Below are 25,847 nucleotides of genomic sequence, written 5' to 3'. Positions count from 1 at the left end.
ACTCTCTCACAACATTTTCTGCAAATGATTTGTTATAGTTGGATTCATTAATGTATTAATCCCAAGAAACAATGCTCCACAGATATAGGCAATTACTTGGTCGGCTAATCCGCTAGTTCTAAATCTTAAGACTTTAGGAAGTGCAAAATACTTTTTACTTTTAAAAGGCAAAAAGATTGGCACACCACTTAAGGTCATCATATCTCCAACTATATGCAAAAGATTACCTAGAATAAATCCAGTTACTAGAAATACTAAAGCATTTTCATAAAAGCCATTTATAAATGTCCTAACACTCTCAAAATTACATAGCACCATTAACAAAAGGATTAAGATAATAATAAAAGGCAAACTATGTGTAAATCCCCTATGCCCAAAAATAGCATTCATTAAGTGAGATACCCCTATAAACATTCTACCTATTTTAGAATGTGGTTCATCAATATCAGGGAAGATTGCCCCAAAGGCTACTGCAAAATAAAAGATTAATAAATGGGTGCTTTCAATAGGTATAAATGGCTGTATTATAAAAACACCTACTGAAGCTAAAGAGAGAGCAAAGGTAATATGTGTTTTAGCTAACATAAATCTCCTTTGTATTATAATTGCTTATCCATTTCGTTTTGGTGAGAAATGGAATAAAAGGTTTGATGCCTATATGTGTTATATAAGCTCGGCTTCTTTTTGAGGCTGGGCTTTTTTTTGGCTATGAAGTTGGGTGCGTGGGAGGAGCTTACCATAATAACCAACCTCATTAATTTGCCTTCATACTATTAATAGTATGAATACTTTGTTGCACTCTATCCTTGATTTTCTCTGCCTGCCCCTTAGCAAAACTATCATTAACCCTAAAATTTAAAGAATTGGTAAATTCACTCAAATCCATCTTAGAAAAATCTAATTTTTGAAACTCCTCTGTGGTAAATCCAGAACAATTAGGAGATTCTCCACTCCCCCAACCTTTACCTATTTGCTGCCTACCTTGTTCATTAAATATCCTTGCTAGGAGACTATTAAAGCAACAATGGGATTTACTTTTTTGAATACAAACTTTCGCAAAACCTAGTTTAATCCTTTTAGAGCAATATTCTCCAATCTCCTTACATAGGCTCTGCTGGTTAAGCTTTGCAAGATTCTTTTCATTCTCTTTGCAAGATACTAATCCTAAGAAGACTTTGTTTTTATTACAACACCCGCCCCCGCTTAAACCTAAGAGCTTATCACTACTTCTACAACTATGGCTTTTCCCATTAAAAACTAAAAGTTGTCCTCCACAACTTCCATCTTCCCTCCAACCATTATTAGTAGAATCATTAACCCCTACATTTTTATTAATATTTTCTACTAATGAAGCATTTCCTCCACTACCTCCTGCAAAACAAGGATGAGGAGAACATTGTAATTTCCCATCATATTGCACACAAGCTCTATCTTTATTAAAGGGTAAAAACTTTGTAGTGCCTTGACAATTTAGAGGTGGAGGAGTGCTATTAGGGCAAGAATCCCCTATTCCATCTCCATTGGTATCTACCAAATCCCTTATGCTTTTAGGGTGGCAATTCCCACCTTTATTGATAGCAGAATATCCACTAGGACAAGTGTATTCATAGTAGTTATAATCCTCATATAAAAATCCACTAGAACAAGTTTGACCCCATTGTGGAGTTACATTAGCACAAGAAATACCCTCACCTATAATTCTAAAGATAGCATACCAACTTCCTCCATCCCAAGTTGAAAAAAACATTCTTATAAAATTGCGTCCATTTCTTAAATGCCCACGCAATTCTAATCTATTCAATGCCTCTGCAATTGCTCCATTATATCTAGCAGTTTCCCAAAATCTCCCATTAGAATTATAAGGAACATAAAGTAATCCTTGTTTATCCCTTTGAGAATCTGTAATAGCTCTATTTGGCGGATAAAGAATTGCCCAATCATCAGCTCCAAAAGCAGTAGCCTTAAAAGAAGTGATGGTTCTAATATCGTTAATATTAAACTTTATATCTACAAACCCTGAATACCAATAAATTCTACCTGTGCTATAGGTTATATCAATATACCTTTTCTGCATTTTTGCTTTAATTTTTCTTACCCCACCATTTACCTTATCCCCATTATCCACTCTACATTCTGTTAAATTTATCGGACAAAAACTTGTTCCTTTAGGGTCTTTCAAGCAAGAGAGGTTTTGCACTCCCTTAGATTCATCAATAGGGTAATTTGCATCATCACTTATCCACGAATTACATTTTCCTAATAAATCTCCATCATTAAAAATATCAGTTTGTGGGGCAGAATGGCATACAGGTTGAGTATCAAATTCTACTAAAGCATATTCTTTCTTAGGATTTTCCTCCCCAGCGTGATTCCCCATATCTGCCCATTGTCCATTAAAAGCCATAGCTACCCAATGCTCTCCAAGTGGTGAGATAACTTCTTTTCCCTCTATAACATCATATTCTTTTAACAAATTATCAGGTTGATTGGTTGCCCAATTAGAATAGCCAAGAGGTTTATTGTTTATATCCCTAAATCTTGTATCACTAAAATGGCAACCTCTATCAGGGAGACAATGGTTTTGCGTAAAATTTGGGTCGTGTATTCCAATCCACGCATATTGACCTCTAGGAACAAGAGTAGAAAGAAATTGATTTTCTTGTGCGTTATTAGGAATAGCTAAATAACCTCCATTCCTTTTTGCCAAAGTCTTAGCCTCCTCAAAACTCATTCTTTTAGCAGTAGTGGCGTAATAATGCCCTCCATAGTATTGAAATTCTCCAAAAAAATGACAATCTATGCTATAAAGATAAGAGAAAAAACAACTAAAAAATAGGATAATTTTAAGGATTTGATTCATTGTCTAAGCCTTATTTTTTCTTTTTAAAAAGATTTGTGAAAAACCAAGATTGGAGCATTTCTTCAATTGTTTTGTATTTTTGCCTTATCATAGTTTCAGCTGGATTTAAAATGCAATAACTATAAACAAAATAATCTTTATTGTTTTTGCAAATAACAACATTTATTTTTTTATCCTCAAAGGAAACACTTGTTTCTTTAAATTCTTTAACACTAAGGAATTTCTCTAATTCTTTTTTAGTCATTTTTGTTACCTTATAAATTTGTGCTATAATCATTTATCCATTTGGCAAGATGGATACAAAATTGCAAACCTGTGAAGTTGGTTAAGCTCAATCCTTTTTTGGGATTGGGCTTTTTTTTTGGTTATTTGGTTGGGTGCGTGGGAGGAATCCAACTTCAAAGGAGTCCATAATGCTGGAACTTCTAAATTTCTGCATTGCGATACTTGCCATATTGCTTACCTTATTTCGTGAAGAAATTAGGAAATGGTTAAGGTTAAAGTAATTGCCGTTTTGCAATTTTTCGCAAGGACTTGCCACCCTTGCGATTTTTAAATGTATTTCTCTCATTCTAGCTTCCTTAATGCACTTTCACTTTGCTTAAACTTCTAGGGTTTGTATATATCCTTTCTCTCCTTGCAGAGTTGAAAGTAATCTGACTTTGTAGCCTTTTTTCAACAATTGTTCTGCTTCCTCATTGACACTAAGTGTCAATTTAGCCATAGTTGGCTCACTTATATGCTTCATATATAGAAAATGGTATTCTTTGTTTTTAAACATTGTTTCTCCTTAATTTTGTGATTATTGCCTCAACAAGTATTGAATGCATTTCATCTTGCACATACCATATCACTCATCACTTCATTAACACCACTTAATATTCCGATAGTCTCTGCAAAATCATCAACTTTCCCACATTGGTGTTTAATTTTCTCTCCACTACTTAGAGGACAACGATTATTTACACATTCTTTAATAGCAGTTTTAGTTGTGGTATTAGAATTTGTGGTTTTACCCCTTATAGTGTTATCAGAAAAGAGTGTAGGGGAGACTTCAGAATATTCTATCTCACAATATAAAATTTCATTAATATCTTGATTTTGATAGTTTGAAGATTGTTTATTTCCTTTAGAATCAACATAGGAAAAATCATATCCTGTTGCATTTTTCTTATAAGTTAAAGAATTGTCTATGTTATTAATTGAGGATTTTAAAGAGTTTTCTACTTCTTTATCAAGGGGAGTATTATTATCTGTGGATTTTTGAAAGATAGAATACACACTATTTTCATCTCCGCTTTGCTCTGAAGCAAGTTTTGTAGAGGCATTTTTTAAACTAGAACCTCTATTAACATTTGGCATTTCTCCTATATACTCACAAGCCTCAGCACTTGAACCATAATATACTAAAGAATCATTTTTTATTTCACTTCCACCCACTATAAATTTATGAGAACTTTTTGCAAGAGTAGAAATTAAACCACCACCAATATCTTTTAAGATTCTCTCTTTTTCATTCCTTGCTAATCCACCACAAGCATTACTGATACAATAACAACTTAATGCTTCTTGTTCTAGTATTTCTTTGACTTTCAAAGAATTACCAGCACTCTCCCACGCATAAAACCTACAATTATTATTTTTAATAGAACCATTAGAAGAACATCTAGCAAATCCATTAGAGCAGATATTATTAATACCACTAAAAGAATAATGAGATTCTTTAATACCATCACTATCCATAGAAACAGAAATATTAATAAAATCACTTCCTGTATAGGAAATGTTTAAAAACTCAACACTTTTTTCATTACAAGTAAGGCTAACCTTACCACTTGATTCTCCATCTACACTTCTTAATGCACCACCATTTGTAATAGGACTTGTGATTGTTGTGTCCATATTCCCTTTAAAATGATTAAGCAAACTATTGGCACTCTCACTACCACTAACAAAGGCATCATTACTAAGAGCATAGCTAGTTATGCAACAAAAAGCTAAAAGGGTTTTTTGTAGTTTTTTCATATTTACTCCTTTATTTTGCACCTTTACTTCTAATGAGACATTCTTGATAGAGTTTTTGTAAATGGGTATTTGCGTTTAATGTTTTTTCATTATACTCAAGTTGCTTATCCATAGTATTTATAATAGCTGATGAGATTTCTCTTATGTCTTTTTGGAATGCACTTAGAGCCTCTTTAGCTTCAGGAGTATCATATCTGCCATTTGCACTCATTTGTCCTATAATGGTCGCAATTTGGCTATAAACATTGTTTGCAAATTTGTTAATTAAGCCTTTAAAAGCATTTGTGGAGATGATTTCTATATAAGCATCTGCATTCATACTATTTGCAATCGCAATATTAATTGAATGCCAAGTTGGCAAATCAATGGAGCTAATTAAGGAAATATCAGCTTGTTCTAAAGGTTGGTCAGTTATTCCTTTATCAATAATGGCTTGAATTTGTTTTTTTAAGATTCCATAATAAGATTCTACTTTTATCTCTTCTGTCCCTAAATTTTTAATGCTATACATTCCACTATCACCTATTTCTGCAATCTCATAATTAGTAATAGTAAAAATAGATTGTTCAGGATTATTTTTATCGCCCCCTAGTGTTTTTACGAATTCTTCAGTATTGATACTTGGTGGCAAATGTGTGTATTTAGGGATAACATCTTCTTTATTCTCTGATTTATGCCCAATAACATCTCCAAAAACCGCACGCAAGATTTTCTCATATTCTTTCTCTCCCATTAATCGCTTAAAGACACTCTCAAGATTTTTTAAACCCTGTTGTAATAAAGAGCCTTGATCATAAATGATTGTCGTGTTCTTAGAATCTGGATTATTGTCCAGTCCATTAATAAAATTATTGGATTTCTCTACCCATTTGGATAATCCATCATTCATACCTTGAAGCCAACTTGCTACTTGCCCTCCTTCCACTCCTGTTAAACCGACGCCTGATAATTTCTCTCCTGCTCTATTAGACCAATTAGATAGTGCTTGACAAGAATCAAAGTTTAGTTTATTAATTTCATTAGAAATATCTTCTAACGCTGTCATTATGGTATCACAATCCTTACAAAGGGTGGATAATGCCATTTTAAATGCAAAAGCAGGAGCGGCAGTAGAGATTTTTTTAAGCTTTTCAATTAAATATTCAAAGTTTAAGTAAGAGAAACCACCAAAAACCATATCAATACCACTACAACCCACATTAATATGTGGAGTTTGCACATTAAAGGGGCGAATATTATCTACTCCACCCCATCTAACTCTAGCACCTCCTAATGTTGCTAAACCCGAAACTTGTGATTTATAGTATCCAGCCGAAGTTTCTGTCGTCTTGGCATTAAGAGATTTTTGAATAAAATCAGAAATTCCAGCATTAACACTATTTGCACTAAGTGCCATAACTAAAGCTAAACTCATTGAATGCTTTTTTAATATTTCCATATTGCCACTCCTTTAATTTTATCTTTAGTTAAAAATCCCCAATATCTACTATCAAAACTATTAGGATTATCTCCCATTACAAAATAGGAATCTTTAGGAATTACCCCATTAAATACAAATTGCTTCACAGTAGCTCCTTTGCTATCAGCTATTCTTGCTTTGCCTATATGATAGTTGTTACAAAAATAATCCCTATCTTGCGTAGAGAGATTATCTCCTCCTTGACATTTCACTTTTTTTGCAAAAGGGGTATCTTTTTTAAAATATTTTGTATCAAGGGGAAAGTCAAAAGCAATTATTTTGCCTTTTAAATCAAATTTATATTTATCCACATCTTTTTGTAATAAAACCCAAGTTACATTTGTCAAACTATTGGTTTTTAAAAATGCAAAGGTATAATGCTTACTAAAAACCTCTATTAGTATAAGCATAAAAGATAAGATAATTAAACATAGAATAAAAATAGAAAATATGGGTTTGGTGTTAATCTTGTTTTCTTTAAAAATGCTCTTTAAGCCATTTAATTGTTTATTTTTCAAATATTCTCCTTTAAAAATAAAACTTTACCACCAAAACATACCCAATATTTATGGAAATGAAAAAATTGAAAAATTCACTGAAAAAACTCTAGTTTGTAAAAAAAACCTACTTTCCCCCTAACACCATTCCATATACGCAAATCTTTCCCCTAGTTTGTAAAATTTGAGTTTCCCCTGTTTATATAATAAATTATATAGCTAAATCTTTCCCCTGTTTTTTCTGCCTTTTTCAAAAGGCTTTCATTCCGTTTTCATTTTTCCATAAATATTGGGTATGTTTTGGTGGTAAAGTATTAACAATATCTTTATAGGCACAAAGGAACATTATGAGTAATACAAATTCACAAAGAGGCAATGAATTAAACACTCAAGAGATACAAGAGATTTTAGATACCACACAATCACAAGAACTAACAGAACAAGAATCAAAACTCACAAAAATAATAGAGGGATATGTCTTAGCTTTTGAGTTTAAGTCTATGAAAAAACTAACTAAGCCTGTTGGAGTAAGAAATGTTAAAGGTTTTTTAAAAAACATTTTTGGAGAACAAGCAATGTATGCTATTTATTGTAAATATGGCAAACCTGCACTTTTAAGAGTAAAAGAAAGAGTTAAAAAGCAAAAAAGAGCTGTTAAACAATCTGAAAAGATTTTAGCTATTCAAAAAGAATACCCACAATACAACATTATCAAAGCTTATCAATATGGCTATATGAAAGGCAAGTTTCATTTAAGCAGGGAAGATATTGAAACTTTTATTGCAATGCTTGAGATTTTAAAACACACAGAAAACAACGAAATACAAAAGCAAGAAAAATCACAATGAAACTTTTCCAAAAAAAATTTACTTTCATAAATATTGGGTATGTTTTGGTGGTAAAGTTCTTTAATCTTTAGAAAGAGGAATTTCAGTGCAAAAACAATTTTTCTTAATACCGCTAATGCTTGGTTCATTCTTATATGCTAATAATTCCACAAATTCTTTTTTCACAGATGCAAAGCGTGGTTGGCACTATTATGAGAAAGAGCCACTAGAGGAGGAAGTTAAAAAAGGGGAGAAACAAGAGGACAAAGACCAAATCTTTATGCAATCTATTCCTCTAAACTCTCTTGATACTTTAAGTGTTAAAGAATACACAGAAACTTTTGAAAGGGTGAAATCCATTGCTACAATGAAACCAACTAAAGAAAATGTAAAAATATTACAAATTATGAATAAGTGGCAAATCGAACAATCTGAGAGATTTGCAAAGGTTTGGACTATTAACTTACTAGAAAATCCAAATTTAGAATTTCCAGATATTGCAGAGACGAAGTTTGCTAAGACTTCTAAAACGACACAAAAAGATAAAGATACACAAGAGTTTTTTAAAAATAAAAAAGACAAATTAGCCTTTGTTGTTTTCTATGGAGACTTAAACCAAGAAGCCATCAATAAACAAAAGGAAGTTTATAAACATATCCAAAGAATTTATGGAATCCAAGCTGAATTTATTGATATTGACAAAAACCCCCATTTAAAAGATAAATTTAAGCTTACAACAAGTCCTGAAAATTTCTTTTTATATAAGAATAAAAATGATGAAGCCATATGGCATAGAATAAAAGCTGGACTTGCAACACAAGATGAAATCCTTAATAACACAAAATTCTTATTTGAGAATGCTATTATGCAAAAGGACAAATAATGTTTAAAAATTTTATAGCTCTATTATTGCTTAATCTTTTATTAGCAGACTCTAATACCTTATACTTAGGAGAAGTCTATGAGTTTGCAGAGAAAAATCTCTTAGAATTAATCCAAGAACATTTGATAAAAAATAAGGATTTAATAGAGAAAAGAGCCAATCAAGCAAGAGAGGAAGCAAAAGAGAACATTAAAAATTATAAACCTAAAGGAATGATACCTCTCACACCCGCAACAAGAGATAGAGAATTTAGCCCTGATTTAACTTATACGCTCACACAAGATATTAAAGACATTAAGGGCAATATCATCTATCCACGAGGGTTTACTTTTAATCCTGCAAAGTATGCAAAAATCTCTTATGGGATTGTTGTAATTAATGCAAATAATCCCAAAGAATTACAATGGCTAGAACAGAGTGATTATTTAAACACTATGGCTTATAGGATATTTTTAAGTGATGGAAGTTATTATGAAATGATAGAGAAATACAAACAAAGCTTTTATTATCTCTCACCTGAAATTGCTAAGCGTTTTGCCCTCAAACATACACCCAGCATTATTAAACAACAAGGAGATAAAATCATTGTTAATGAAATCTGTTTAGAAAAAGATAAACAAGATAATACAAGCAATAAGGGGGCTAAAAAATGAAAAAGGTTTTAGGAGTGTTTGTATTCTTAGCTTTAATCGCCCAATTAGCATTTGGAATGTGTTCAGTAAATCCTACACAAATTTTAAAGACATTAGCGGATATGTGTTGGAATTGTATCTTCCCTATTAATATTGCAGGTATACCTGCAATAAAAGGAAGTATGCCAGACTCTCCTGCTGCAGTAAGAAGTCCTATTTGCACTTGCCCATTTCCTCCTCCACTTTTTATTAGAATTGGAATTCCTGTTGGATATTTTGAACCAAGCAGGAGCATTGATGTGAATAAAGATGCCTTTTGTTTTGCGGGTTTAGGGATAAATTTTTCGGGTTTATCTTCTACCCAAAAGGGAACAAAAGGAGATGCTAATACAAAAGATAAAACAAGAACTTTCTTTAATGCCCATTATTATATTTACCCTGTATTTCAACTAGTGGGTATGTTTGTTGATAGTATGTGTGTTAGAAGCACGAAAGGATTTGATATAGCTTATATGACAGAGATTGACCCATTATGGAATGATGATGCATTAGGGGCATTAATTAATCCTGAAGCTTTATTATTTGGGAATCCTATCACCAATATGGCTTGTATTGCTGATAGTGTTGCTTCACAAGCAAATAGACCTTTAGACCCATTATTTTGGTGCAAAGGAAGTTGGGGCAATGCTTATCCACTCACAGGTTCTACAAATACTAAAAACTATGTAGAAGATTCTGCTAGTGTGGCTTCATCTTTAATTTATAAGTTACATAGACAATTCGTATTATGGAATTCTGCTTCTAAGAGTGCTTTATGTGGGGAGCACCCTTTACCTATCTGGATGAAATCTGCTTATAGGCTTCAACTACTTTTTCCCAAAGCCCACCCTACTGCAATGGGTATAGGACAAACAGGGATTATTTGGACGCCTAACAAAAATCTACCAGCAGGTGGGGATAATTTTAACTACCTCCTTTTTAAAAAAGTAGATTGTTGTGCTTTTTAAGGAGAAAGAATGAAAGTTTTAATACCAAGTTTAATATTACTATTACTATCCACCCAAACGCTTATTTCTAAAGAAAATACAAAAACACAAGAATACTTAGATAGTTTGCCTAAATATGAGGGAAGTATTGATATTAACCCTGATACGCTAAAGCAAAAAGCAGGAGAATTAAACATAGATTTTCTAAGAGACACAATGCAAGAAAGTAAAGAATTTGAAAATCTACAAATAGAAGCTCCAAGTATGGAATATCTCGACAAAGCAAAAGAAATTAAAGATTTAACAAACATGGAGGATTTCAAAAAAGAACTCAAAGCCAATGAAGATTATATTCTTTATGACAAAAGTATTGATTTTAGTAAATATACAGGGCTTAATAGGGAGGAGTTAGAATCAATAAGAAATGGCTCACATAATTTACAAAGTGGTAATAGATTTCTATCTAGCGATGAAAAGATATTTATTGTCATTAGCTCATCAATGCCAAAAGAAACAATTATTAATTATTTTAAAACTTTAGAAAAAGTCAATACTGATGTGACTTTCATTCTACAGGGATTAGTGGGTAATGATATATCAAAGTTAAATCCAACACTGGAATATATTAGAGACTTGTTAGTAAAAGACAAGAATACATCTTTAGAAAATCCTGAGAATATATATTCTTTTAATATTGATATTAATCCCAAAGTTACACAAAAATTTAATATTACACATACTCCAGCAGTAATTTTTATCAGCAATTATGATAAAACACTCCAAGAGCCGCAGGAATTAAAAGAATCCATTAATGGGGAGAGAGTTTATATTGCTTATGGTGCAGTAAGTGCAGATTATGCCTTTAAAGAGATTAATAAAAAAGCAAAATCTAAAGGCTTAGAAAAGCTTTTAGCACAACTTAATAAATCTTTTTTTACAGAACAAAGGAGTAAAGAATGAAAGAAGTATTACAAACTGCAATTAATGATTTACCACCCCTTCCTAAAACAGCATTAGAGCTTAGAGAATATGTGGATACTGCTAAAGATATTAAGATTAGTGAAGTAGAAAAAATTATTAAAAGTGATTCTTTAGTTTTTATGGAACTCTTAAAGTTAGTTAACTCTGCTTATTATAGCTTTGCTAACACAATCAATTCTGTATCCCACGCTATTTCGTTATTAGGTGTTATAAATGTTAAGAATATTATTCTAATTAACGCCTTGCGAAGTAGCTTTAAAGTAGATACAAGACTACAGAATCTAATTTGCAAATACTAAAGATTCTGTAATAATAAAACAAACTAAAGGCTAACACCTAAATCTTAAAAACATCTCCCACTTATACATTGATTAAGTAATTCTGGTAAAGGAATAAGTGTGTTTCCTCTTCTGCCCTCACCTTCTCCTGTGCAATCACGAACAGAAATTATGGATTCAAACTCATTTCTATGCATTCCCCTTACTTCAAAAATACCCAGACCTAACAATTCTCTTGATTGACTAAAACTCCCCGCCCTAGAAAGTTCTGCATGAAGCTCATTGACATTTCTTGCGGGAGTGAGACTTTGAGTAAAAGCCTCTAAAGTAGTTTCTATATTTGTAGGGATGGCAATCACACCATTATTTATCCTTAATAAGACCATAGCATGCACAGCAAAACCGCTCCCAGAAGCACCAGTTCTAACATATACCGCAAGGTAGACTCTACCTGCACTTGCACTAAAAAGTCTAGAAAGTAATGTATCAATATCAGCTATTCTATCAACTCTGCCAAGCAAATGCCATTCATATTGAGGGAGCATAGAAATAGAACCCGCATAAGCTCTATCTAATATGCGATAAAAAGCATCACTTACGGTGTTTAAAGGTCTATTGATATATTGCGAAATATCCGCTAAGGTATCGTGCAAGATAGAATGCCTTTCCCTAAAAGAAATAAATGGGTTGGTATGGGCTGCGGTATTAAAAAAATACCCTCCACTATGGCGTGGTTGATAAGGATTTTCTAGCAGTTCAGCAATCATTTGGTAAGAATGCAATAAACATACTCCACAAAATCCACTTGTTGCAGGAACACCCGAACCTGCTACAGGAGCACCTGCAGTGGTTTGAGATATAGCATAAAGCCTTTGTATCCATTCTTGCGTAAGCTCGAAATTTGAAGGAAACCACGGGCTTTGCTTTAATGTTCTTTGTAGATTATGCCCACCAGCAGGACAAAATTCTAAATTTGCACCTACATTCGCATTAATAAAACGCGTTAATTCTTTAAAATCTCCATCTGTTAAAAACTCTGAAGTTTGACTTTTTCCTGTATCTTCTTCTAAAAACATTGGTTTAACAGTATAAGGCACACCCCAATGTGCTCCATACCCTGTAACGCGCAAAATGTTCCCATCTTTATCTTCAAAGGCAAATTTATTTTCAGAAATACTTACCGGATTCCAAAAAGTTTTATCTTTCTTGTTAGACTTTGAATCATTACACTTTTCCCAACTTACCCAATTCCAATCATTACTTCCTACATCAGAATACATACAATATAATGTTCCACCTAAACTATTATATTGTGCTATATATCCTTTATCTAGATTGTAATATAGGGGAGTTGTATTTTTCTGTGAAGCATCATTGTAGAGAAAATAACGCTCACTTCCATCTTTAGTTGGTAACTCCCAAGAAAGTGAAGTAACGATGCTGATATTTCCTGGCATTGCGATAGTATTTATCCATTCATTCATAGAAGCAGTGAGTTTATGCCGATTGAGCTTTTTTGTAAGTCTATGCACTGCATATAAATAAGAACCATCATCTTGAATACTATAGCTTTCATCAAGACTATAAAACATTCTATTTTTAATTTTCCATTTTTGTTTTGGGTCATTAATCACACAAGGGGCAAGATAAACATAATCTGCTATCCATCTATCATAGGTAGCAATGCTATCTGGAGCCGTGATACATTGCCAAGTATCATTGATGTAATAGCCTATTCTGCCAAATAGATCATATCTTGCAGGTCTCGCTTCCCTTACAGAACAATTAAGAATCCCTATATAAGAACCATTGTCTGCCCCTAAAGAAAAGGTAGGGATATAACAAAGTTTGCCTGAGTATGTATCAACTTGAACTGATCTATCTTTTGGTTTTTGTACGGGTTTTTGGATAATAGAATCCCCAAAAGCAAAATCCGTAACAAAAAGCAATAAAATGGTACAAAAAAACAACTTTCTCAATAAAACCTCCTTTTATTTATGTATGATATGATGAAACTAATATCTTAAAATGTTTTAATTAAAGCTTAACATTGATGATAATATTAAACTCTTCAGTTTTTTATCTTTTTGTGCAATTTTAGAAGTCTTAGCAAACTTCGTCTCTGCAATATCTGGAAATTCTAAATTTGGATTTTCTAGTAAGTTAATAGTCCAAACCTTTGCAAATCTCTCAGATTGTTCGATTTGCCACTTATTCATAATTTGTAATATTTTTACATTTTCTTTAGTTGGTTTCATTGTAGCAATGGATTTCACCCTTTCAAAAGTTTCTGTGTATTCTTTAACACTTAAAGTATCAAGAGAGTTTAGAGGAATAGATTGCATAAAGATTTGGTCATCATTAAAATATTCTTTATTAACCTCAGGCAAGAAAACTCTTATTTCTTTAAGCAAGAGATGAATTGCCCACCACTATTTTGACGGTAGAGAAAAATTAACAAACATACAAATAAACTCAAATACTTTGAATTTATTATCGACACAATAAGTTATTTGAAATACACTAAGTCTATGAAAGCAATATATGATACAAATCAACGATTAATTTTTTTGATTAACTTTGGGTATTATATGCAAATAAAATTAATTCTAAATTAAATTTCGTTTTTTGCAAAACCAAAGGAGACCATTATAACTTTTTCCTTTTTCTTCATAAAGTATTTTCCAGATGCTTTTTACAGGAACTTTTTTGTCTAGAAGTTCTTTAATTTTAGTAACATCTCTATCATATTGACTATTTAAAGTATTATAGGGACGCCCCAATTTTTTACCATTTAGCCTTGCTTTTTCTATTCCTGCTTTAGTTCTTTGACTGATTAACTTTTTTTCTTCCTCTGCTAGATAAGCATAAATTGCAAGTATTAATTTAGAATGTTTTTCATCCCCATATAGCTCTTTTTGCCTTAAAAAAATTGTTTTTACACCAATCTTATTCAATTCCAAAATAAGATTTAAAATTTCAAACATATCTCTACCTAATCTTGATAATTCAGTTGTAATGAGTGTATCTCCATTATGGAGCATATTTTTTAGCTCACAGATTTTGCGTTGTTCTTGAGATTTTGTAGAGCTTATTTCAATAGATAACATTTTATCAATTTTTAAATTATTGTAATTGCAGTATTCGTATATTTCTATTTCTTGAGATTCTGTATCTTGTTTATTAGTGCTAACTCTAACATAACCAATTATCATTCTTTGTCCTTTAACAATTAATTTTTAATTATAGCTAAATTAAATGTATAAAATATATTTATTTATTTTTATTAATAAAGATTAAATTACTTAATAATTTTGTTCATTTTTGTAAATTAATCGTTCCATTAACTTACATTATACATAGCATTAGGGAGATGCAATGGGTGCTTTTAATGATAACTTTGCCTCGAAAAACAAAAAAGTTAGAGATTTTGTGAAGCTACATTTCCATACAAGTTTAGAATTTTATGATGATTTAGAAATTGAAGATAAGCGTAAATATTTTGTTCACATAAAGCGTTCAAGTAACCCACTATCTCCTAATATGTGGTATATACAATGTGAGTATAAAAGGTATGAATACTCCTTTGAGGAGATAGCTTTTGTTTTAAATTTGACAAAACAAGAGGTGATAAATAATTATGTAAATGCGATGAAAAAATTAAAGTTTTTAGTTAACCGTATAGCAGATATTAAGTGAATACCTATTTAAAGGACAATAAATGAGTAAAATAGAATGGACAGACAAAACTTGGAATGTGATAACAGGCTGCACTCAAATATCTGCTGCGTGTGATAACTGCTATGCTAAGGCTATGACTAAGCGTTTGCAAGGTATGGCTAGAAAAGAAGTCGCAAAAAGAATTGCTTGCCCAAAATGTGGGCGTGGAATGCTTAATGATGATAGCACAGGAGAGATTGAATATTTTTGTGAATGCAAAAGCGTTATGAAAAGATTAGTTGTAAAGAATTTTCTCAATGAAAACAAATAAAAGAGCTTTAAATTATCAACAAAATACAGAGATTAGGCAACAAGGAGATGAAATGAATGAGGTTGAAATTGCAAATGAAGTAATAAAGATAGGAATATTTAAGGACAATTTAAAACTGCGTATGATGAAATAAAATTCGGTAATCCGCAGTTTAAAGTAGTATCTAATACTTATCCTTTCAATCAATACGCAGTTTTTCATTTGCAACTTCGCGAGTATCAAAAGGGCAGAAAGAGAGTTTTACTTCATATTCAAAATGGGGAATCTACTCATAATTATGAGTTTGGAGTAAAAGAATTTGAATTTATCATAAAAGAGTGGAGGTAGATAATGGAACTACAAGTTCTTGATTTTAGAGTGTGGAATAAGCATTTAAATAATTATGTAACTTATTCTACAGGGATTATTTTTTTATCCCTAAAAATGATAATGACTTAGAAATTGAACTCTATACAGGATTTAAAGATGCAATAGGAGTGAGAATATTTGATGGAGATATTATAGCTCATTGTGTTGATGGAGGAGGCATTGAATATCATTCAAAAGTAGAATTTAATCAGCAGCGGGGAATGTTTGAGTTTGTTTGTATAGAGCACCCAGCTATTAGTGATATTTCATCCCTACCAAATCCAAATATAGAAGTTATCGGCAATATCCACGAGAATCCAGAGTTATTAGGAGAATGAGACTAAATGAAAAAAATTTCTCACAAATTCTTAGAATCTTTAATTGATAAATATGATGGAATTACTATTTCTGAAGCTATCTTGGCTCTTGAAAATGCCCTTTCAAGACATTATGGTGGTGTTGAAATTAAATCCATTAAAAAAGATGGGAATTATCAATTCTATAAAATATTCTATAACAAGTTTAATGAGCTTAAAAAAGATGTCGTGTTTTTAAAACCTAGTGATACTAAAAACATAGAAAAAATATTAGTGAGAAATTTAAAACTCTATTCTTTGCAAAACACCTTGCAAAAAATCAATTATTGTATCTCCAAAGAAAAAGGCATTGTTATTGGAGAGGTATTAGACAAAAAAAGAAACTCTTATGTTGTTGCCACAAAATTTGGAATTGCTTTATTAAATAATAATGATTTAATTGTATCAGAAAAGAAAAAAGGTTTCTACAATAAAGGTTCCGCCTTAAAGTTCTGCATTAAAGAAGCAAAAATACAAAAGGGAGAGTTAAAAATTTTATTAAGCAGAAAAAATCAAGCTATTTTAAAATCCGACATTAAAGATATTTTTACTAAACCTGATGATTTTTATGCCATTGATAGGATTATAGGTGAAAAAATTTTACTTTTTACTAAAAACAGTAGAAACCCCAAAAAAGAAATTATAGAACTTGCTAAATTGTATAGAGAGCGTGTGAGAGTAGAGGTTATACGATGAATGTAAATTTAAACAATCAAAGAGATACCAACCAAAGAGATTTTATACATACAAGAAATCAAGGTAATGATAAATGGAATAACCTTTCCTTTGCACAAGGACTTACTGGTAATACTAGAAATATTTTTGCACTCCTTAGCGAAATTCAACGCTATTATGTTATTGAATCACGCATAGAAGAATTACCTAAAGAATACTTTACAACAAGTCAAATATTAGAATATTTTAGAGCAGGGTTTAAAAGAGGCTTATTAGAAAGCTTCCTATTTGTAATTATTGTACTTTTTAAAAAACCAGATTTTATTAAAAATAGTTTTCTTAAAAAATTCTCTGATATTGATGAACTGCTAGATTATTGTGATGAAACACAAGAAATTGAATGGAGAGGTAAATTAATGATTGTCTTTAAATATATTAACTTAGATATTCCAAAGCTTATAAAGGAACTAAGAGATTTAAGCGTTCCACCAAAAGAAGCTGATTTTATCCTCGCTACAGGACATAAATCAAAAGGACTAGAGTGGAATTGTGTAGAGATAATGGATGATTTTATAGACTTAAAAGAGATTGCTTCCAACAAAAAAGAAACTATTGTTGCTAAAGAGGAACTTAATCTTTTGTATGTAGCTATCACAAGAGCTACGCAAACACTCTATTTAAACGAGAAGTATTTGTTGGATTTAGATTTTATTAAAACAATGAAAAAATGGGTAGTGTTTGAATGAAAATAGGTGATATTTGAAGTGAATATTTAATGTATATTTATAGTTTATAGATTATTTAAAGCTGTTTTTAACCCCCTTGAAAATACCTAAAAATAGGGATTAATAAGGATTTCTAAAGTAAAAAGCTTATACAATATATGTGGATTTAAGGTTAGGCTTTCTTAAAGGAGGTCTAATGGCAGAAATCGTAATTGTTTTAATAATTATACTCTTGCTCATTCTAGCTATAAAAAGCTAGATAAGTAAAAATAATAATTTAAACATTCTAATCTTATGCCACTTCCGCTTATAAAAGCCTTAAATCCCTCGCAAATCTAAAGCCACTTTAAGCGGAAGTGGTTTTAGTATATTAGCCCTAGTAGAATTAAAACTTACTTTCTAATTCTTTATGATGGAGATTCTAATAAAGTCTCTTAACTAAAGCTAACTTTTAAGAGCAATCTCTTTTTAATTTTAACATCTTGCCTTGCATTTTAAGACATTTCTTCTAGTTTTTCTAATAAGCCAACAATCCATTCTGGCTCTTTAAAGATATTTAAAAAATTATCTCGTTTCTCTAAAATTTTTTCAAATGTTTGAGTGTTATCAAAAACAATAATGCTATTACAAAGAGGAGCAATTGTATTTAGATTTTTTAAAGATTTATAATATCTTGTTTCAATAACATTAGGGTCAATGCTATGTCCGCCTTTTGCCACCCTTATTTTTACTCTTTCTTTAGCAATCTCTGGATTCTTAACACCTACATAAAAGAGATTAATACAATATTGGGAATCTTTTAAGTTTTGGAATAAAGATAATATGGAATTTCCACATAATGTGCTTTCTTGGTTAAAATCTTTTCCTTCTTTAATATACTTTTCTCTAATTTTTAGGGCGATTTTAGCAGCTCTTATTTGGTCTTTTCCATTTTTCCAATCTCCAAAAGAGCTCACAATTTCATCAATATTAATCCTTAGACCAAAATCCTTTGCAGATTCTAGCGGGGTAGAAGTATATTCGGTCATTTCAGCAATCATTTGATAGCTTTGTAGCAAACACACGCCACAATCCCCAGCTCTTTCTAAAACGCCATCAGTTGTTGTCGCAATCTGCCATAATCGCTTTTTCCACTCTTGCGTTAATATAAAGCTAGGAGGTAATTGCATGGTAGCTTTTAGATTCTTTATATACGAGCCATTTGCGGGGCAAGTGGGAAGAGAATCTGAAAGATTTGCATTTTTAAATCGCTCCCAATCTTGCATATCATGCCTGAATTGAAAATACGAAGTCTGCCCCTCATTTGTATCTTTAGCTAGAAAATCCGCCTTAGCAGTATAGGGCACACCCCAATTTATGCCATATTTAGTAACGCGTAAAAAATTGCCTAAATAATCCTTAAGCATTGCACTATCATTATCTGCAAACATAAAAAGATTCCAATTTTGTGCATTTGGCTTAGAGGATTTTGCTTTGCCTTCTTGTAGATTTTGCTGCAAACATTCTTCCCAACTCGCCCAATTCCAATCTTGTTTTGCATTCTGCTTAGAAGTGAGGCAAAACATCTTTGCGTTTGAGGGTTCATATTGTGCAATACTGCCATTTTCAAGGTTGAAATACAACTCTTGGGGGACATTTTTGATAGATTCATTGTTGCGCAAATAATACAAATCAAAACCTTGAGTGGTGATAAACTTCCATGCAATAAAGCTCCTTTGCATTAAAGGTGCAGGAGTGGCTATTGTATTGAGCCATTCTTGCATATTATGGAGGGTGAGATTAGATTGTGTGCCTTTAGATTGGCTTTTTTGCAAGGTAAGGAATCCATTGCTCATCTGAACTATAAAGCGTAAATCAGGAGTGTAGAGCATATTATCTTTGATTGTAAAACTTTGCGTTTTATCATCAATGACACAAGGTCTTACAATCAGCCGCTTGCCTTGAATATATTCTTCATTTTCTGCACTTAAACACACCCAAGTATCAAGCAGTTTCCATGCTATGCGGCTAAAGACATCATAACGCGCATCTATTGCTTCTTCGCAATCTTTTACACCCACATAACCTTCAGATTGCGTAAAGATAGGCGTAAGGCATTGCGTTAGCGAATCGGGTTTGCTTTTAAATGCAATGGGTCTGTCTTTGGGTTTATCGGCAAGTTTTTGTAGGACTTGTTGTGTATTTGTAGTATTTTCAAGCGTAAGAGCAGAAGAAAAGGGCACACAAAAGATAAAGGAGAGGAAAATAAGTGCATATAGGAATGAGGCAAGGCTTCTCATCGTAATCCTTATTATAATCGTAATCCTTTTATAGTGGAATAACTTGTTTATTATAGTAATCTATTATATCAATCTTGGCTGAATAAAACAATATTTCTTCGCAAATACCCTTTATCCTTGAAGTTTGGTGGTGAGTGCATTTAAGACTAAAGTTAAATATTGAGGTGCAATCAGTCTTTTTTTTTCGCTTCTTTTTTAATTTTTAAATGCAAAATTGCTGCGCTTGTAACGCACTCTAAATTTTTTTCCACATAATATGCAATGCCAAAGCTATCATTCTTAGTAAAATCGTATCTTTTTTGGGATATAAAGATTCCAACTCGCCCTCTCTAAAATCATTAGAATCTAAACAGATTTCACTTGACCCTATCTCAAAAGGATTCAGGTTGCTAACGCGTATAAATGGGATTTCATTTTCTCTATATGCCTCGCTCCCGGGCTCTATGGATTTTTTAATTGCTACTATATCCTTTAGTCTTGCATAAGGTTTAGATTTTATTACCGCTTCGTTTCTTTCATACTTAACTTGATAATATTCTGAATCTAACCTACCGCTTACACCAAAGCTTTGGCTTAAAGATTGAATGCTGATATTAAGTTTTTGGATATATGAATTTTTGCTAAATTTAAAAGATTTTATATTTTTATCAAAAGATTTTTTAGAAAAAGATAAGGTTTTTAAACCTAGCAGATCTTCTAAAAGCTCCCATTCGCCTAAGCGATAAGCCTTTTTAGAATCGCGTAATTTTGCTTTGATTTGTGGGAAATAGATCCTAAAGATTGTAAGCTTTATGCTCATAAAGAGGACATTATTTGCCCATCCCCGCCACTAATAGCGGATTCTACTTTTGTTTTAGCTTCCTCTAAAAGTGCTTTTGCCTCTGCTCTTAAAGCAAAGCTTTGGGTGATTTTAGATTCTATTATCTTTTGAAGAGAAAGTTCTAGCAATGGGATTAAGAGGTTTTCAATCTCACTTATTTTCCAATGCGCGATAATTGAGCCTCCGCTATCCCTTTGCGCCTGAAGTTTGGTAGGCAATGCATTTAAAACTAGGCTTAGATATTGAGGTAGAACAAGGGCTTGATTCTTAATTGTTAGATGCAAAATCGCCCCGCTTGTAACACATTCTAAATCGTTCTCTAGGCAATAGCTAATCCCCACGCTCCCATCTTTGCTTAGTAAAATCGTATCTTTTTTAGGATACAAAGATTCTAATTCGCCTTTTTTGAAATCCTTAGAATCTAAAAATACTTCACTTTGACTTATGCCAAAGGAGCTAAGATTACTTACTCTTATAAAGGGGATTCCATTTTCTCTATATGCCTCGCTACCGGGCTCTATGGATTTTTTAATCTCTACTATGTCCTTTAATTTCGCATAAGGCTTAGATTTTATCACTGCTTCGTTTTTCTCATACTTGACTTGATAGTATTCACTATCTAGTCGTCCTGTTTTTAGGAAAGATTCTTTTAGGGTAGCAATGCGAAAGTTTATGTTATTGCTATGAGATTGCAAAATACTTTGCAGTGGATTTTGTGGGTTTAATCCAAGTTCAGTATAGAGCAAATCCTCCGCTTCTTTATATAAGGCTTTGCTTTGTTCTAGGGCAAGGTGAGAATCTTTTACAAGCTTTTCAATCTCTAGCTGAAAAGACATAGGGAGTAGGGGGATTAAATAGTTTTTTATGGTTTTCAAGGAATTATATTCTATGCCATTGTTTGCAACTTCTCTTAATTTTTGAAAGGTAAAAAATGAAGTCATCATAAAAATATAAATATAGGCTGGATTTATATTTTTAACTTGCAACTTAAAAACAGAGCCATTAAAAATCATTTTTTCTTGTGGCTCATCTACGATAAATAATACGCCATCATCATTTCCTATTGTTGCACCTTTAACTAAAAATAAAATATCATTTTTATGAATACAATAACGCTCGTCAAAATAGTCAAAAGGTACTTTAACTAGATTTGTAATTTCTAAACTAGAATCTCTTAAGTCTTTACCTCTAACCAAACATAAACCATTTTCTAAATAATCATCGCTTTTAGGTAAGATTCCGTAATATCCACTCACCATTAATTTACTAAGTTTTTGTGATTGCGGTAACAAAGCTTGAATTTTCTCCAAATACTCTTTTCTAAAATATTCACTATCAATCCGCTTGGTTTCATTATCCTTTTGCACTTCACTAAGTTTTAGCACACTTAGCTCAAGATGCGGGAATTTTTCTTGCAAGGTTTGATTTAATGTGTTCATTTCGTATCCTCTGTGGGAAGTTTGCAAATAAAATCTTTAAATAGCAGATATGCTAATTTATATACTTTGCAAACATTTTCTTCTTTGGGGTCTATTTCACTATGGAATAGAGCATTTCTTAATTGATATAAAATCTCTACAAAACCCTTATAAATGAGTTGATAATTTGTATTTTCTGTATCTTTTGTTGTTTCAATCTCGTTAATGGTATTCGTAAGGTCTTGATTGTATTGCTGAATCTCTTTATCAAAACAAGATTTTATAGTATCTCTTTGTGGCTTTGATAATTTAGTATCATTTAATTTTTTCTCTAACTCACTATATTTGCATTTTATTTCTTTTTGAAGAGTTGTTTCTCTAGTATTTTTGCACTCAAAAGATATTTTTTCATCTTTTCCAGAGTATATTTTTAAAATATATGTGATTCCATTTTTCTTTATAGGCTGATTGTTTTCCATTATATCTTTGTTTTGAAAGGATTGAATTTTTACTTTTCCAAAGCTAATTATGTTGTCTGCATTTTTAATTTGGGCTTCATAGAGCTTTTGTTTAAAATCCTTTAAATTTGAGCAAAAAATAGCATTATTTAATAATTCTTTAAATCTGTTCTGTATTGTTGAATCTTCCTTAAGTTGGTCAATTTTTTCTCTATCATTACCTTCAAACTTTACTTTTACATAAGCATTTAACGCGAAATAGCATTTTGAAAAATATGCATAATAATCTATTTCTATAAACTCTTTAAAATGTTGAAATCTTTGAAAATTTGACACTACTCCCTCCAAAAGCTTAAACCCTCACTTTTTGCGAATTCTATGAAAGCTTCTGCGATTCCGTCTGATTGTAAGTCTTTGTATTTTTCACAATTTGCTTTATATTCTTGCATTCTTTGCTCAAATGCTTCCTCACTCTCGCCCTTTTGTAAAATCGGTTCATCACCCTCTAAATGTGGGTGAAACAAATCGTGTTTGACGATTAAATGTTCGTGTGAGTCTAGCTTTTCATAGTAGATTTTCTCGCCTGAATTATCCTTGCTAGGCAGACTTTGTGTCGCAAAGAAAATATTATAATCCTCTTTTTTAGGGCAAAGCTCCCCACCTTTTCCATCATCTCCACCCCATTTTTGCAGGAATAAAACGCTTGTTTTTGTGCCTGTATGGGGCTTAAAGACATTTTGATGTAGCCCAACTACTGCCAAGATTCTAGCCCTTTGTGCTATAAATTCTCTTATGTATTTATCGCTTGAATTGTTGAATCTCCCTTGTGGAAGCACGATAGCCATTCTCCCACCCGGTTTTAACATATCAAGATTTCGTTCAATAAACAAAATATCGCGTCCCACCTTGCTTTGTGTCTTGCCGCTCGCATTTTTGCCTAGTTCATAACGCGCTAGAATCTTGCTTTCTTTAATGTCTCCCGCAAAGGGCGGATTTGCCATAAGAATATCAAAGTTAAAATCTCTATTTTCATTTTTGTTTGCCCTTAGTTTCTTTAGCCTTTTAAAGCCCTCATTATACACATCATACCAATCCTCGTTTTTCGTCCATTCTTCCCATTGCATATAGTCAATAGAATTAAGATATAACACATTTGTATGCCCATCACCTGCGATGAGATTGAGCATTTTTGAAACTCGCACACTTTTTTCATCAAAATCCACGCCAAAGATTTTTTCTCTCACATAATCCTCGCATTCTGGAATTTTTTTCTCTGCTGTAAAAAGATGACTTGCTTCAATACCTTTTTGTTTATAAATGCTTCTCCATACATAAAAGCAAGTATGAATCGGGAATCCACAGCTTCCACTTGCGGTATCTATCATACTCTCTTCTTTTTTTGGATTTAACATTTTTACACACATATCAATCACATAACGCGGTGTGAAATACTGCCCTTTCTCGCCTTTAGCAGATTTATTGACAAGATATTCAAACGCATCATCAATGACTTCTAAATTAGAGTTAAAAAGCTTGACTTCTTCTAGTGAGCCTATACAAACACTTAGATGCGAGGGACTTAGGCGGATTTTCTCATCATCACTAAACACGCCCTCCCACTTTTTCTTTGCCTTAGCAAAAAGTTTTTCTATTTTTTCTTTTAGTTCTACATCAGATTCACCATAATTTTTAAATTCTAAATTTCTTTGTGTATCTCTTGCACCCTCTAACTCATCATAAAGCTTAATAAAGATGAGCTTAAATACCTCTTCAAACACATCTACTCCTGCATTTGCTAAAACCTCATCTTCCATATCCACAATAATTTTTTTCAAACTTTTCTTTTGTGTCTTTAACTTATCTTTTTCAATCAAATCTGCAAAGGTAAAATTGCTTTGCAAAATATCTTTAAGGCTTTTATCGCTTGTGGGGATATTAGGAATTTCTTGGAAATAATTTGGGTCTTTGCGATGATAATAACTAATTTGGCTTCCATTGCTCCATACTGCCATAGTCGCACCTGTGGCATTGCAATAACTTTTAAGTTGCTCTTTGCCATCTCTTAATTTTGGCTTTTTAAGCTCAACAATAATATACGCACTTGTGATTTGAAGTTTATCCATTATCACAATATCCGCTCTTTTAACCTCACGTCCAAAATGCACAGCATATTCCACTTGAATTCTGCTTGTTGGATAGCGGTATTCATTGATAAGTTTATCAAGGTAGAGTTGGCGGATAATTTCTTCTGGAGTAAGTTTGATTTCTTTATTACGGATAAGACAAGGGGTGTAGTAGGCTAAAGCACTCGCCTTTGTCTCTTTTGTGATAATCCTTGATTCTAAACTTTTAATAGAATCTTGGCTAAATAGCTCTAAAGCATAATCTGAATCTAACAAAATGTCTTGAAGTTTCATCGCCTCTTTATCCTCTATTTTAAGATAATTGTTTTTACCATTCTATCCAAAGGCGACTTCAAATTCACTTTGTCAAATTTACTTAACGAACCAAAATATTTCCACTTACTCATATTTTAAATTCCAATACTAATCTTCTTATTCAAACAAATCCTCTAAATCCAAAATATCCCAACTAAGCCTATTCTTACCTAATCTAACTTATAATTTTTACCACACAAGGAGAGTAAATGATAAATGTAATTTTTGATATGGATGGAACATTACTTAATAGTGAGGATTGCATTTGTGCTGCAGTTGCTGAAATTCGCCAAGACAAACAACTACCAAAGATTCCAAAATCCACCATACAACACGCTATACACACACCCGGCGTTGATTGTGCAAAAGTTTTTTATGATATTGACAATTTTCCCCATAGAAGCTACAAAGTTGGCTTTGAATCATACTTTAAAAAGCATTATGAGCAAAGTGCGACACTATTTGAAGGTGTGCGTGAAATGCTCCAAACTTGCAAGACAAAAAATTATTTTTTAGCTCTTGCTTCTAACGCTCCCCAAGAGAAACTAAAACCAATTTTGCAAAGGCATAATATCGCAGAATATTTTGATATTATCATTGGCACAAATCCTAATATAGAATCTAAACCTAACCCTATGATGATTTATTTTATCTTACAAAATGCTCCTTTCAAACAAAGTGTTTTTGTGGGGAATTGTCTTAAAGATGAGGAAGCAGCAAAAAATGCAAAAATCCCCTATCTCCAAGCCAAATGGAAAGAAGTTAATGCTAAAAATCAGATTCTTCAAAAAAACGAATTTTCCTCAAAAGATGAACTTTTAGCTATGCTTGAAAGGTATGAATAAGGTTTTAATCATTCCAAAATCCAATTTTAGAGCGCAAAAGTTTCCTTTTGAAAAAATCACTACATC

At 32.1% G+C, this 25,847-nt stretch carries 29 protein-coding genes; 13 read left to right on the top strand and 16 right to left on the bottom strand.

The window, feature by feature from the left end:
* Nucleotides 1-6: 6 nt before the first annotated feature.
* The 8 genes from CDV25_RS04870 to lepB all read right to left on the bottom strand — a co-directional run bounded on the left by CDV25_RS04870 (nucleotide 7) and on the right by lepB (nucleotide 6,862).
* Entirely contained in the window at nucleotides 7-585 is a 579-nt protein-coding gene (locus tag CDV25_RS04870; protein ID WP_108911004.1) for a metal-dependent hydrolase, read from the bottom strand.
* Between the two features lie 169 nt (nucleotides 586-754).
* The gene (gene traN / locus CDV25_RS04865; protein WP_108911003.1) at nucleotides 755-2,860 is read right to left on the bottom strand and encodes a conjugal transfer protein TraN; all 2,106 of its coding nucleotides are present in this window, start codon (nucleotides 2,858-2,860) and stop codon (nucleotides 755-757) included.
* Between the two features lie 10 nt (nucleotides 2,861-2,870).
* Nucleotides 2,871-3,104, bottom strand: a complete 234-nt coding sequence (locus CDV25_RS04860) for a hypothetical protein (RefSeq protein ID WP_108911002.1) — start codon at nucleotides 3,102-3,104, stop codon at nucleotides 2,871-2,873.
* Nucleotides 3,105-3,191: 87 nt separating this feature from the next.
* Nucleotides 3,192-3,431 carry a hypothetical protein gene (locus CDV25_RS04855; protein WP_108911001.1) on the bottom strand — a complete coding sequence of 80 codons (240 nt, stop codon included), beginning with the start codon at nucleotides 3,429-3,431 and terminating at the stop codon, nucleotides 3,192-3,194.
* Between the two features lie 30 nt (nucleotides 3,432-3,461).
* Nucleotides 3,462-3,641 (bottom strand): hypothetical protein, encoded by a 180-nt coding sequence (locus tag CDV25_RS04850; RefSeq protein ID WP_108911000.1) that lies wholly within the window; start codon nucleotides 3,639-3,641, stop codon nucleotides 3,462-3,464.
* Nucleotides 3,642-3,691: 50 nt separating this feature from the next.
* Nucleotides 3,692-4,885, bottom strand: a complete 1,194-nt coding sequence (locus CDV25_RS04845; RefSeq protein WP_108910999.1) for a hypothetical protein — start codon at nucleotides 4,883-4,885, stop codon at nucleotides 3,692-3,694.
* 10 nt (nucleotides 4,886-4,895) lie between these two features.
* The gene (locus tag CDV25_RS04840) at nucleotides 4,896-6,323 is read right to left on the bottom strand and encodes a conjugal transfer protein TraH (protein ID WP_108910998.1); all 1,428 of its coding nucleotides are present in this window, start codon (nucleotides 6,321-6,323) and stop codon (nucleotides 4,896-4,898) included.
* Nucleotides 6,311-6,862, bottom strand: a complete 552-nt coding sequence (gene lepB, locus CDV25_RS04835; RefSeq protein ID WP_204161865.1) for a signal peptidase I — start codon at nucleotides 6,860-6,862, stop codon at nucleotides 6,311-6,313. The genes CDV25_RS04840 and lepB overlap by 13 nt, the downstream gene beginning before the upstream one ends.
* A 326-nt stretch (nucleotides 6,863-7,188) precedes the next feature.
* Between lepB and CDV25_RS04830 the strand changes: the two genes are divergently transcribed.
* The 6 genes from CDV25_RS04830 to CDV25_RS04805 all read left to right on the top strand — a co-directional run bounded on the left by CDV25_RS04830 (nucleotide 7,189) and on the right by CDV25_RS04805 (nucleotide 11,449).
* On the top strand, nucleotides 7,189-7,689 hold the full coding sequence (locus tag CDV25_RS04830; protein WP_108910997.1) for a hypothetical protein: 501 nt from the start codon (nucleotides 7,189-7,191) through the stop codon (nucleotides 7,687-7,689).
* Between the two features lie 85 nt (nucleotides 7,690-7,774).
* Nucleotides 7,775-8,551, top strand: coding sequence for a conjugal transfer protein TraF (gene traF, locus CDV25_RS04825; RefSeq protein WP_239056429.1), 777 nt, complete (start codon nucleotides 7,775-7,777; stop codon nucleotides 8,549-8,551).
* On the top strand, nucleotides 8,551-9,204 hold the full coding sequence (locus CDV25_RS04820) for a chromosome segregation protein ParM (RefSeq protein WP_108910996.1): 654 nt from the start codon (nucleotides 8,551-8,553) through the stop codon (nucleotides 9,202-9,204). Before traF (CDV25_RS04825) ends, CDV25_RS04820 begins: the two co-directional genes overlap by 1 nt.
* Nucleotides 9,201-10,190, top strand: a complete 990-nt coding sequence (locus tag CDV25_RS04815; RefSeq protein WP_108910995.1) for a TraU family protein — start codon at nucleotides 9,201-9,203, stop codon at nucleotides 10,188-10,190. The genes CDV25_RS04820 and CDV25_RS04815 overlap by 4 nt, the downstream gene beginning before the upstream one ends.
* Nucleotides 10,191-10,199: 9 nt before the next feature.
* Nucleotides 10,200-11,129 carry a TrbC family F-type conjugative pilus assembly protein gene (locus CDV25_RS04810; RefSeq protein WP_108910994.1) on the top strand — a complete coding sequence of 310 codons (930 nt, stop codon included), beginning with the start codon at nucleotides 10,200-10,202 and terminating at the stop codon, nucleotides 11,127-11,129.
* A complete protein-coding gene (locus tag CDV25_RS04805; RefSeq protein WP_108910993.1) occupies nucleotides 11,126-11,449 on the top strand; it encodes an HDOD domain-containing protein in 324 nt (107 codons plus the stop codon). Before CDV25_RS04810 ends, CDV25_RS04805 begins: the two co-directional genes overlap by 4 nt.
* A 44-nt stretch (nucleotides 11,450-11,493) precedes the next feature.
* On the opposite strand, the gene CDV25_RS04800 is transcribed toward CDV25_RS04805, so the two are convergent.
* The 3 genes from CDV25_RS04800 to CDV25_RS04790 form a co-directional block, all read right to left on the bottom strand.
* Nucleotides 11,494-13,407: a DUF1561 family protein gene (locus CDV25_RS04800; protein ID WP_108910992.1), complete on the bottom strand. Its 1,914-nt coding sequence runs from the start codon at nucleotides 13,405-13,407 to the stop codon at nucleotides 11,494-11,496.
* Between the two features lie 54 nt (nucleotides 13,408-13,461).
* A complete protein-coding gene (traF, locus tag CDV25_RS04795) occupies nucleotides 13,462-13,818 on the bottom strand; it encodes a conjugal transfer protein TraF (RefSeq protein ID WP_239056428.1) in 357 nt (118 codons plus the stop codon).
* A gap of 219 nt (nucleotides 13,819-14,037) precedes the next feature.
* Nucleotides 14,038-14,643 carry a recombinase family protein gene (locus tag CDV25_RS04790; RefSeq protein WP_108910991.1) on the bottom strand — a complete coding sequence of 202 codons (606 nt, stop codon included), beginning with the start codon at nucleotides 14,641-14,643 and terminating at the stop codon, nucleotides 14,038-14,040.
* A 163-nt stretch (nucleotides 14,644-14,806) separates the two neighbouring features.
* Between CDV25_RS04790 and CDV25_RS04785 the strand changes: the two genes are divergently transcribed.
* The 6 genes from CDV25_RS04785 to CDV25_RS04765 all read left to right on the top strand — a co-directional run bounded on the left by CDV25_RS04785 (nucleotide 14,807) and on the right by CDV25_RS04765 (nucleotide 17,544).
* Entirely contained in the window at nucleotides 14,807-15,127 is a 321-nt protein-coding gene (locus CDV25_RS04785; RefSeq protein WP_108910990.1) for a hypothetical protein, read from the top strand.
* 22 nt (nucleotides 15,128-15,149) lie between these two features.
* Entirely contained in the window at nucleotides 15,150-15,419 is a 270-nt protein-coding gene (locus CDV25_RS10315; RefSeq protein WP_204161864.1) for a DUF5131 family protein, read from the top strand.
* Complete coding sequence (locus CDV25_RS10180) at nucleotides 15,406-15,552, top strand: hypothetical protein (RefSeq protein ID WP_162550447.1); 147 nt, start codon at nucleotides 15,406-15,408, stop codon at nucleotides 15,550-15,552. Before CDV25_RS10315 ends, CDV25_RS10180 begins: the two co-directional genes overlap by 14 nt.
* Nucleotides 15,553-15,895: 343 nt before the next feature.
* On the top strand, nucleotides 15,896-16,105 hold the full coding sequence (locus CDV25_RS04775; RefSeq protein WP_239056427.1) for a YopX family protein: 210 nt from the start codon (nucleotides 15,896-15,898) through the stop codon (nucleotides 16,103-16,105).
* A 6-nt stretch (nucleotides 16,106-16,111) separates the two neighbouring features.
* Complete coding sequence (locus tag CDV25_RS04770) at nucleotides 16,112-16,819, top strand: hypothetical protein (RefSeq protein ID WP_108910988.1); 708 nt, start codon at nucleotides 16,112-16,114, stop codon at nucleotides 16,817-16,819.
* A complete protein-coding gene (locus tag CDV25_RS04765) occupies nucleotides 16,816-17,544 on the top strand; it encodes a 3'-5' exonuclease (RefSeq protein WP_108910987.1) in 729 nt (242 codons plus the stop codon). Before CDV25_RS04770 ends, CDV25_RS04765 begins: the two co-directional genes overlap by 4 nt.
* A gap of 473 nt (nucleotides 17,545-18,017) precedes the next feature.
* Here CDV25_RS04765 and CDV25_RS04760 read toward each other — a convergent pair whose 3' ends face one another.
* From CDV25_RS04760 to CDV25_RS04740, 5 genes are all read right to left on the bottom strand, one after another.
* Nucleotides 18,018-19,802, bottom strand: coding sequence for a DUF1561 family protein (locus tag CDV25_RS04760; protein WP_108910986.1), 1,785 nt, complete (start codon nucleotides 19,800-19,802; stop codon nucleotides 18,018-18,020).
* Nucleotides 19,803-20,037: 235 nt separating this feature from the next.
* Nucleotides 20,038-20,601, bottom strand: coding sequence for a hypothetical protein (locus tag CDV25_RS04755; protein WP_108910985.1), 564 nt, complete (start codon nucleotides 20,599-20,601; stop codon nucleotides 20,038-20,040).
* The gene (locus CDV25_RS04750) at nucleotides 20,598-22,061 is read right to left on the bottom strand and encodes a restriction endonuclease subunit S (RefSeq protein WP_108910984.1); all 1,464 of its coding nucleotides are present in this window, start codon (nucleotides 22,059-22,061) and stop codon (nucleotides 20,598-20,600) included. The genes CDV25_RS04755 and CDV25_RS04750 overlap by 4 nt, the downstream gene beginning before the upstream one ends.
* Nucleotides 22,058-22,834 carry a hypothetical protein gene (locus CDV25_RS04745; RefSeq protein WP_108910983.1) on the bottom strand — a complete coding sequence of 259 codons (777 nt, stop codon included), beginning with the start codon at nucleotides 22,832-22,834 and terminating at the stop codon, nucleotides 22,058-22,060. The genes CDV25_RS04750 and CDV25_RS04745 overlap by 4 nt, the downstream gene beginning before the upstream one ends.
* A complete protein-coding gene (locus tag CDV25_RS04740) occupies nucleotides 22,834-24,915 on the bottom strand; it encodes an N-6 DNA methylase (protein ID WP_108910982.1) in 2,082 nt (693 codons plus the stop codon). Before CDV25_RS04740 ends, CDV25_RS04745 begins: the two co-directional genes overlap by 1 nt.
* A 230-nt stretch (nucleotides 24,916-25,145) precedes the next feature.
* On the opposite strand from CDV25_RS04740, the gene CDV25_RS04735 reads away from it, so the two are divergent.
* Nucleotides 25,146-25,781, top strand: coding sequence for an HAD family hydrolase (locus CDV25_RS04735; RefSeq protein ID WP_108910981.1), 636 nt, complete (start codon nucleotides 25,146-25,148; stop codon nucleotides 25,779-25,781).
* The last annotated feature ends 66 nt before the right edge of the window (nucleotides 25,782-25,847 follow it).

Origin of the sequence: Helicobacter apodemus (assembly GCF_003097575.1) — a bacterium.
GTDB lineage: Bacteria > Campylobacterota > Campylobacteria > Campylobacterales > Helicobacteraceae > Helicobacter_D > Helicobacter_D apodemus.
Note: the sequence above shows the minus strand (reverse complement) of the source record. Positions and strands in the feature narration are given on the sequence as shown.

Excerpts from the sequence above, each read along its gene's own strand:
- CDV25_RS04870 (WP_108911004.1), bottom strand. The coding sequence starts at position 585 with ATGTTAGCTAAAACACATATTACCTTTGCTCTCTCTTTAGCTTCAGTA.
- traN (WP_108911003.1), bottom strand. The coding sequence starts at position 2,860 with ATGAATCAAATCCTTAAAATTATCCTATTTTTTAGTTGTTTTTTCTCT.
- CDV25_RS04860 (WP_108911002.1), bottom strand. The coding sequence starts at position 3,104 with ATGACTAAAAAAGAATTAGAGAAATTCCTTAGTGTTAAAGAATTTAAA.
- CDV25_RS04855 (WP_108911001.1), bottom strand. The coding sequence starts at position 3,431 with ATGAGAGAAATACATTTAAAAATCGCAAGGGTGGCAAGTCCTTGCGAA.
- CDV25_RS04850 (WP_108911000.1), bottom strand. The coding sequence starts at position 3,641 with ATGTTTAAAAACAAAGAATACCATTTTCTATATATGAAGCATATAAGT.
- CDV25_RS04845 (WP_108910999.1), bottom strand. The coding sequence starts at position 4,885 with ATGAAAAAACTACAAAAAACCCTTTTAGCTTTTTGTTGCATAACTAGC.
- CDV25_RS04840 (WP_108910998.1), bottom strand. The coding sequence starts at position 6,323 with ATGGAAATATTAAAAAAGCATTCAATGAGTTTAGCTTTAGTTATGGCA.
- CDV25_RS04830 (WP_108910997.1), top strand. The coding sequence starts at position 7,189 with ATGAGTAATACAAATTCACAAAGAGGCAATGAATTAAACACTCAAGAG.
- CDV25_RS04820 (WP_108910996.1), top strand. The coding sequence starts at position 8,551 with ATGTTTAAAAATTTTATAGCTCTATTATTGCTTAATCTTTTATTAGCA.
- CDV25_RS04815 (WP_108910995.1), top strand. The coding sequence starts at position 9,201 with ATGAAAAAGGTTTTAGGAGTGTTTGTATTCTTAGCTTTAATCGCCCAA.
- CDV25_RS04810 (WP_108910994.1), top strand. The coding sequence starts at position 10,200 with ATGAAAGTTTTAATACCAAGTTTAATATTACTATTACTATCCACCCAA.
- CDV25_RS04805 (WP_108910993.1), top strand. The coding sequence starts at position 11,126 with ATGAAAGAAGTATTACAAACTGCAATTAATGATTTACCACCCCTTCCT.
- CDV25_RS04790 (WP_108910991.1), bottom strand. The coding sequence starts at position 14,643 with ATGATAATTGGTTATGTTAGAGTTAGCACTAATAAACAAGATACAGAA.
- CDV25_RS04785 (WP_108910990.1), top strand. The coding sequence starts at position 14,807 with ATGGGTGCTTTTAATGATAACTTTGCCTCGAAAAACAAAAAAGTTAGA.
- CDV25_RS10315 (WP_204161864.1), top strand. The coding sequence starts at position 15,150 with ATGAGTAAAATAGAATGGACAGACAAAACTTGGAATGTGATAACAGGC.
- CDV25_RS10180 (WP_162550447.1), top strand. The coding sequence starts at position 15,406 with ATGAAAACAAATAAAAGAGCTTTAAATTATCAACAAAATACAGAGATT.
- CDV25_RS04770 (WP_108910988.1), top strand. The coding sequence starts at position 16,112 with ATGAAAAAAATTTCTCACAAATTCTTAGAATCTTTAATTGATAAATAT.
- CDV25_RS04765 (WP_108910987.1), top strand. The coding sequence starts at position 16,816 with ATGAATGTAAATTTAAACAATCAAAGAGATACCAACCAAAGAGATTTT.
- CDV25_RS04760 (WP_108910986.1), bottom strand. The coding sequence starts at position 19,802 with ATGAGAAGCCTTGCCTCATTCCTATATGCACTTATTTTCCTCTCCTTT.
- CDV25_RS04755 (WP_108910985.1), bottom strand. The coding sequence starts at position 20,601 with ATGAGCATAAAGCTTACAATCTTTAGGATCTATTTCCCACAAATCAAA.
- CDV25_RS04750 (WP_108910984.1), bottom strand. The coding sequence starts at position 22,061 with ATGAACACATTAAATCAAACCTTGCAAGAAAAATTCCCGCATCTTGAG.
- CDV25_RS04740 (WP_108910982.1), bottom strand. The coding sequence starts at position 24,915 with ATGAAACTTCAAGACATTTTGTTAGATTCAGATTATGCTTTAGAGCTA.
- CDV25_RS04735 (WP_108910981.1), top strand. The coding sequence starts at position 25,146 with ATGATAAATGTAATTTTTGATATGGATGGAACATTACTTAATAGTGAG.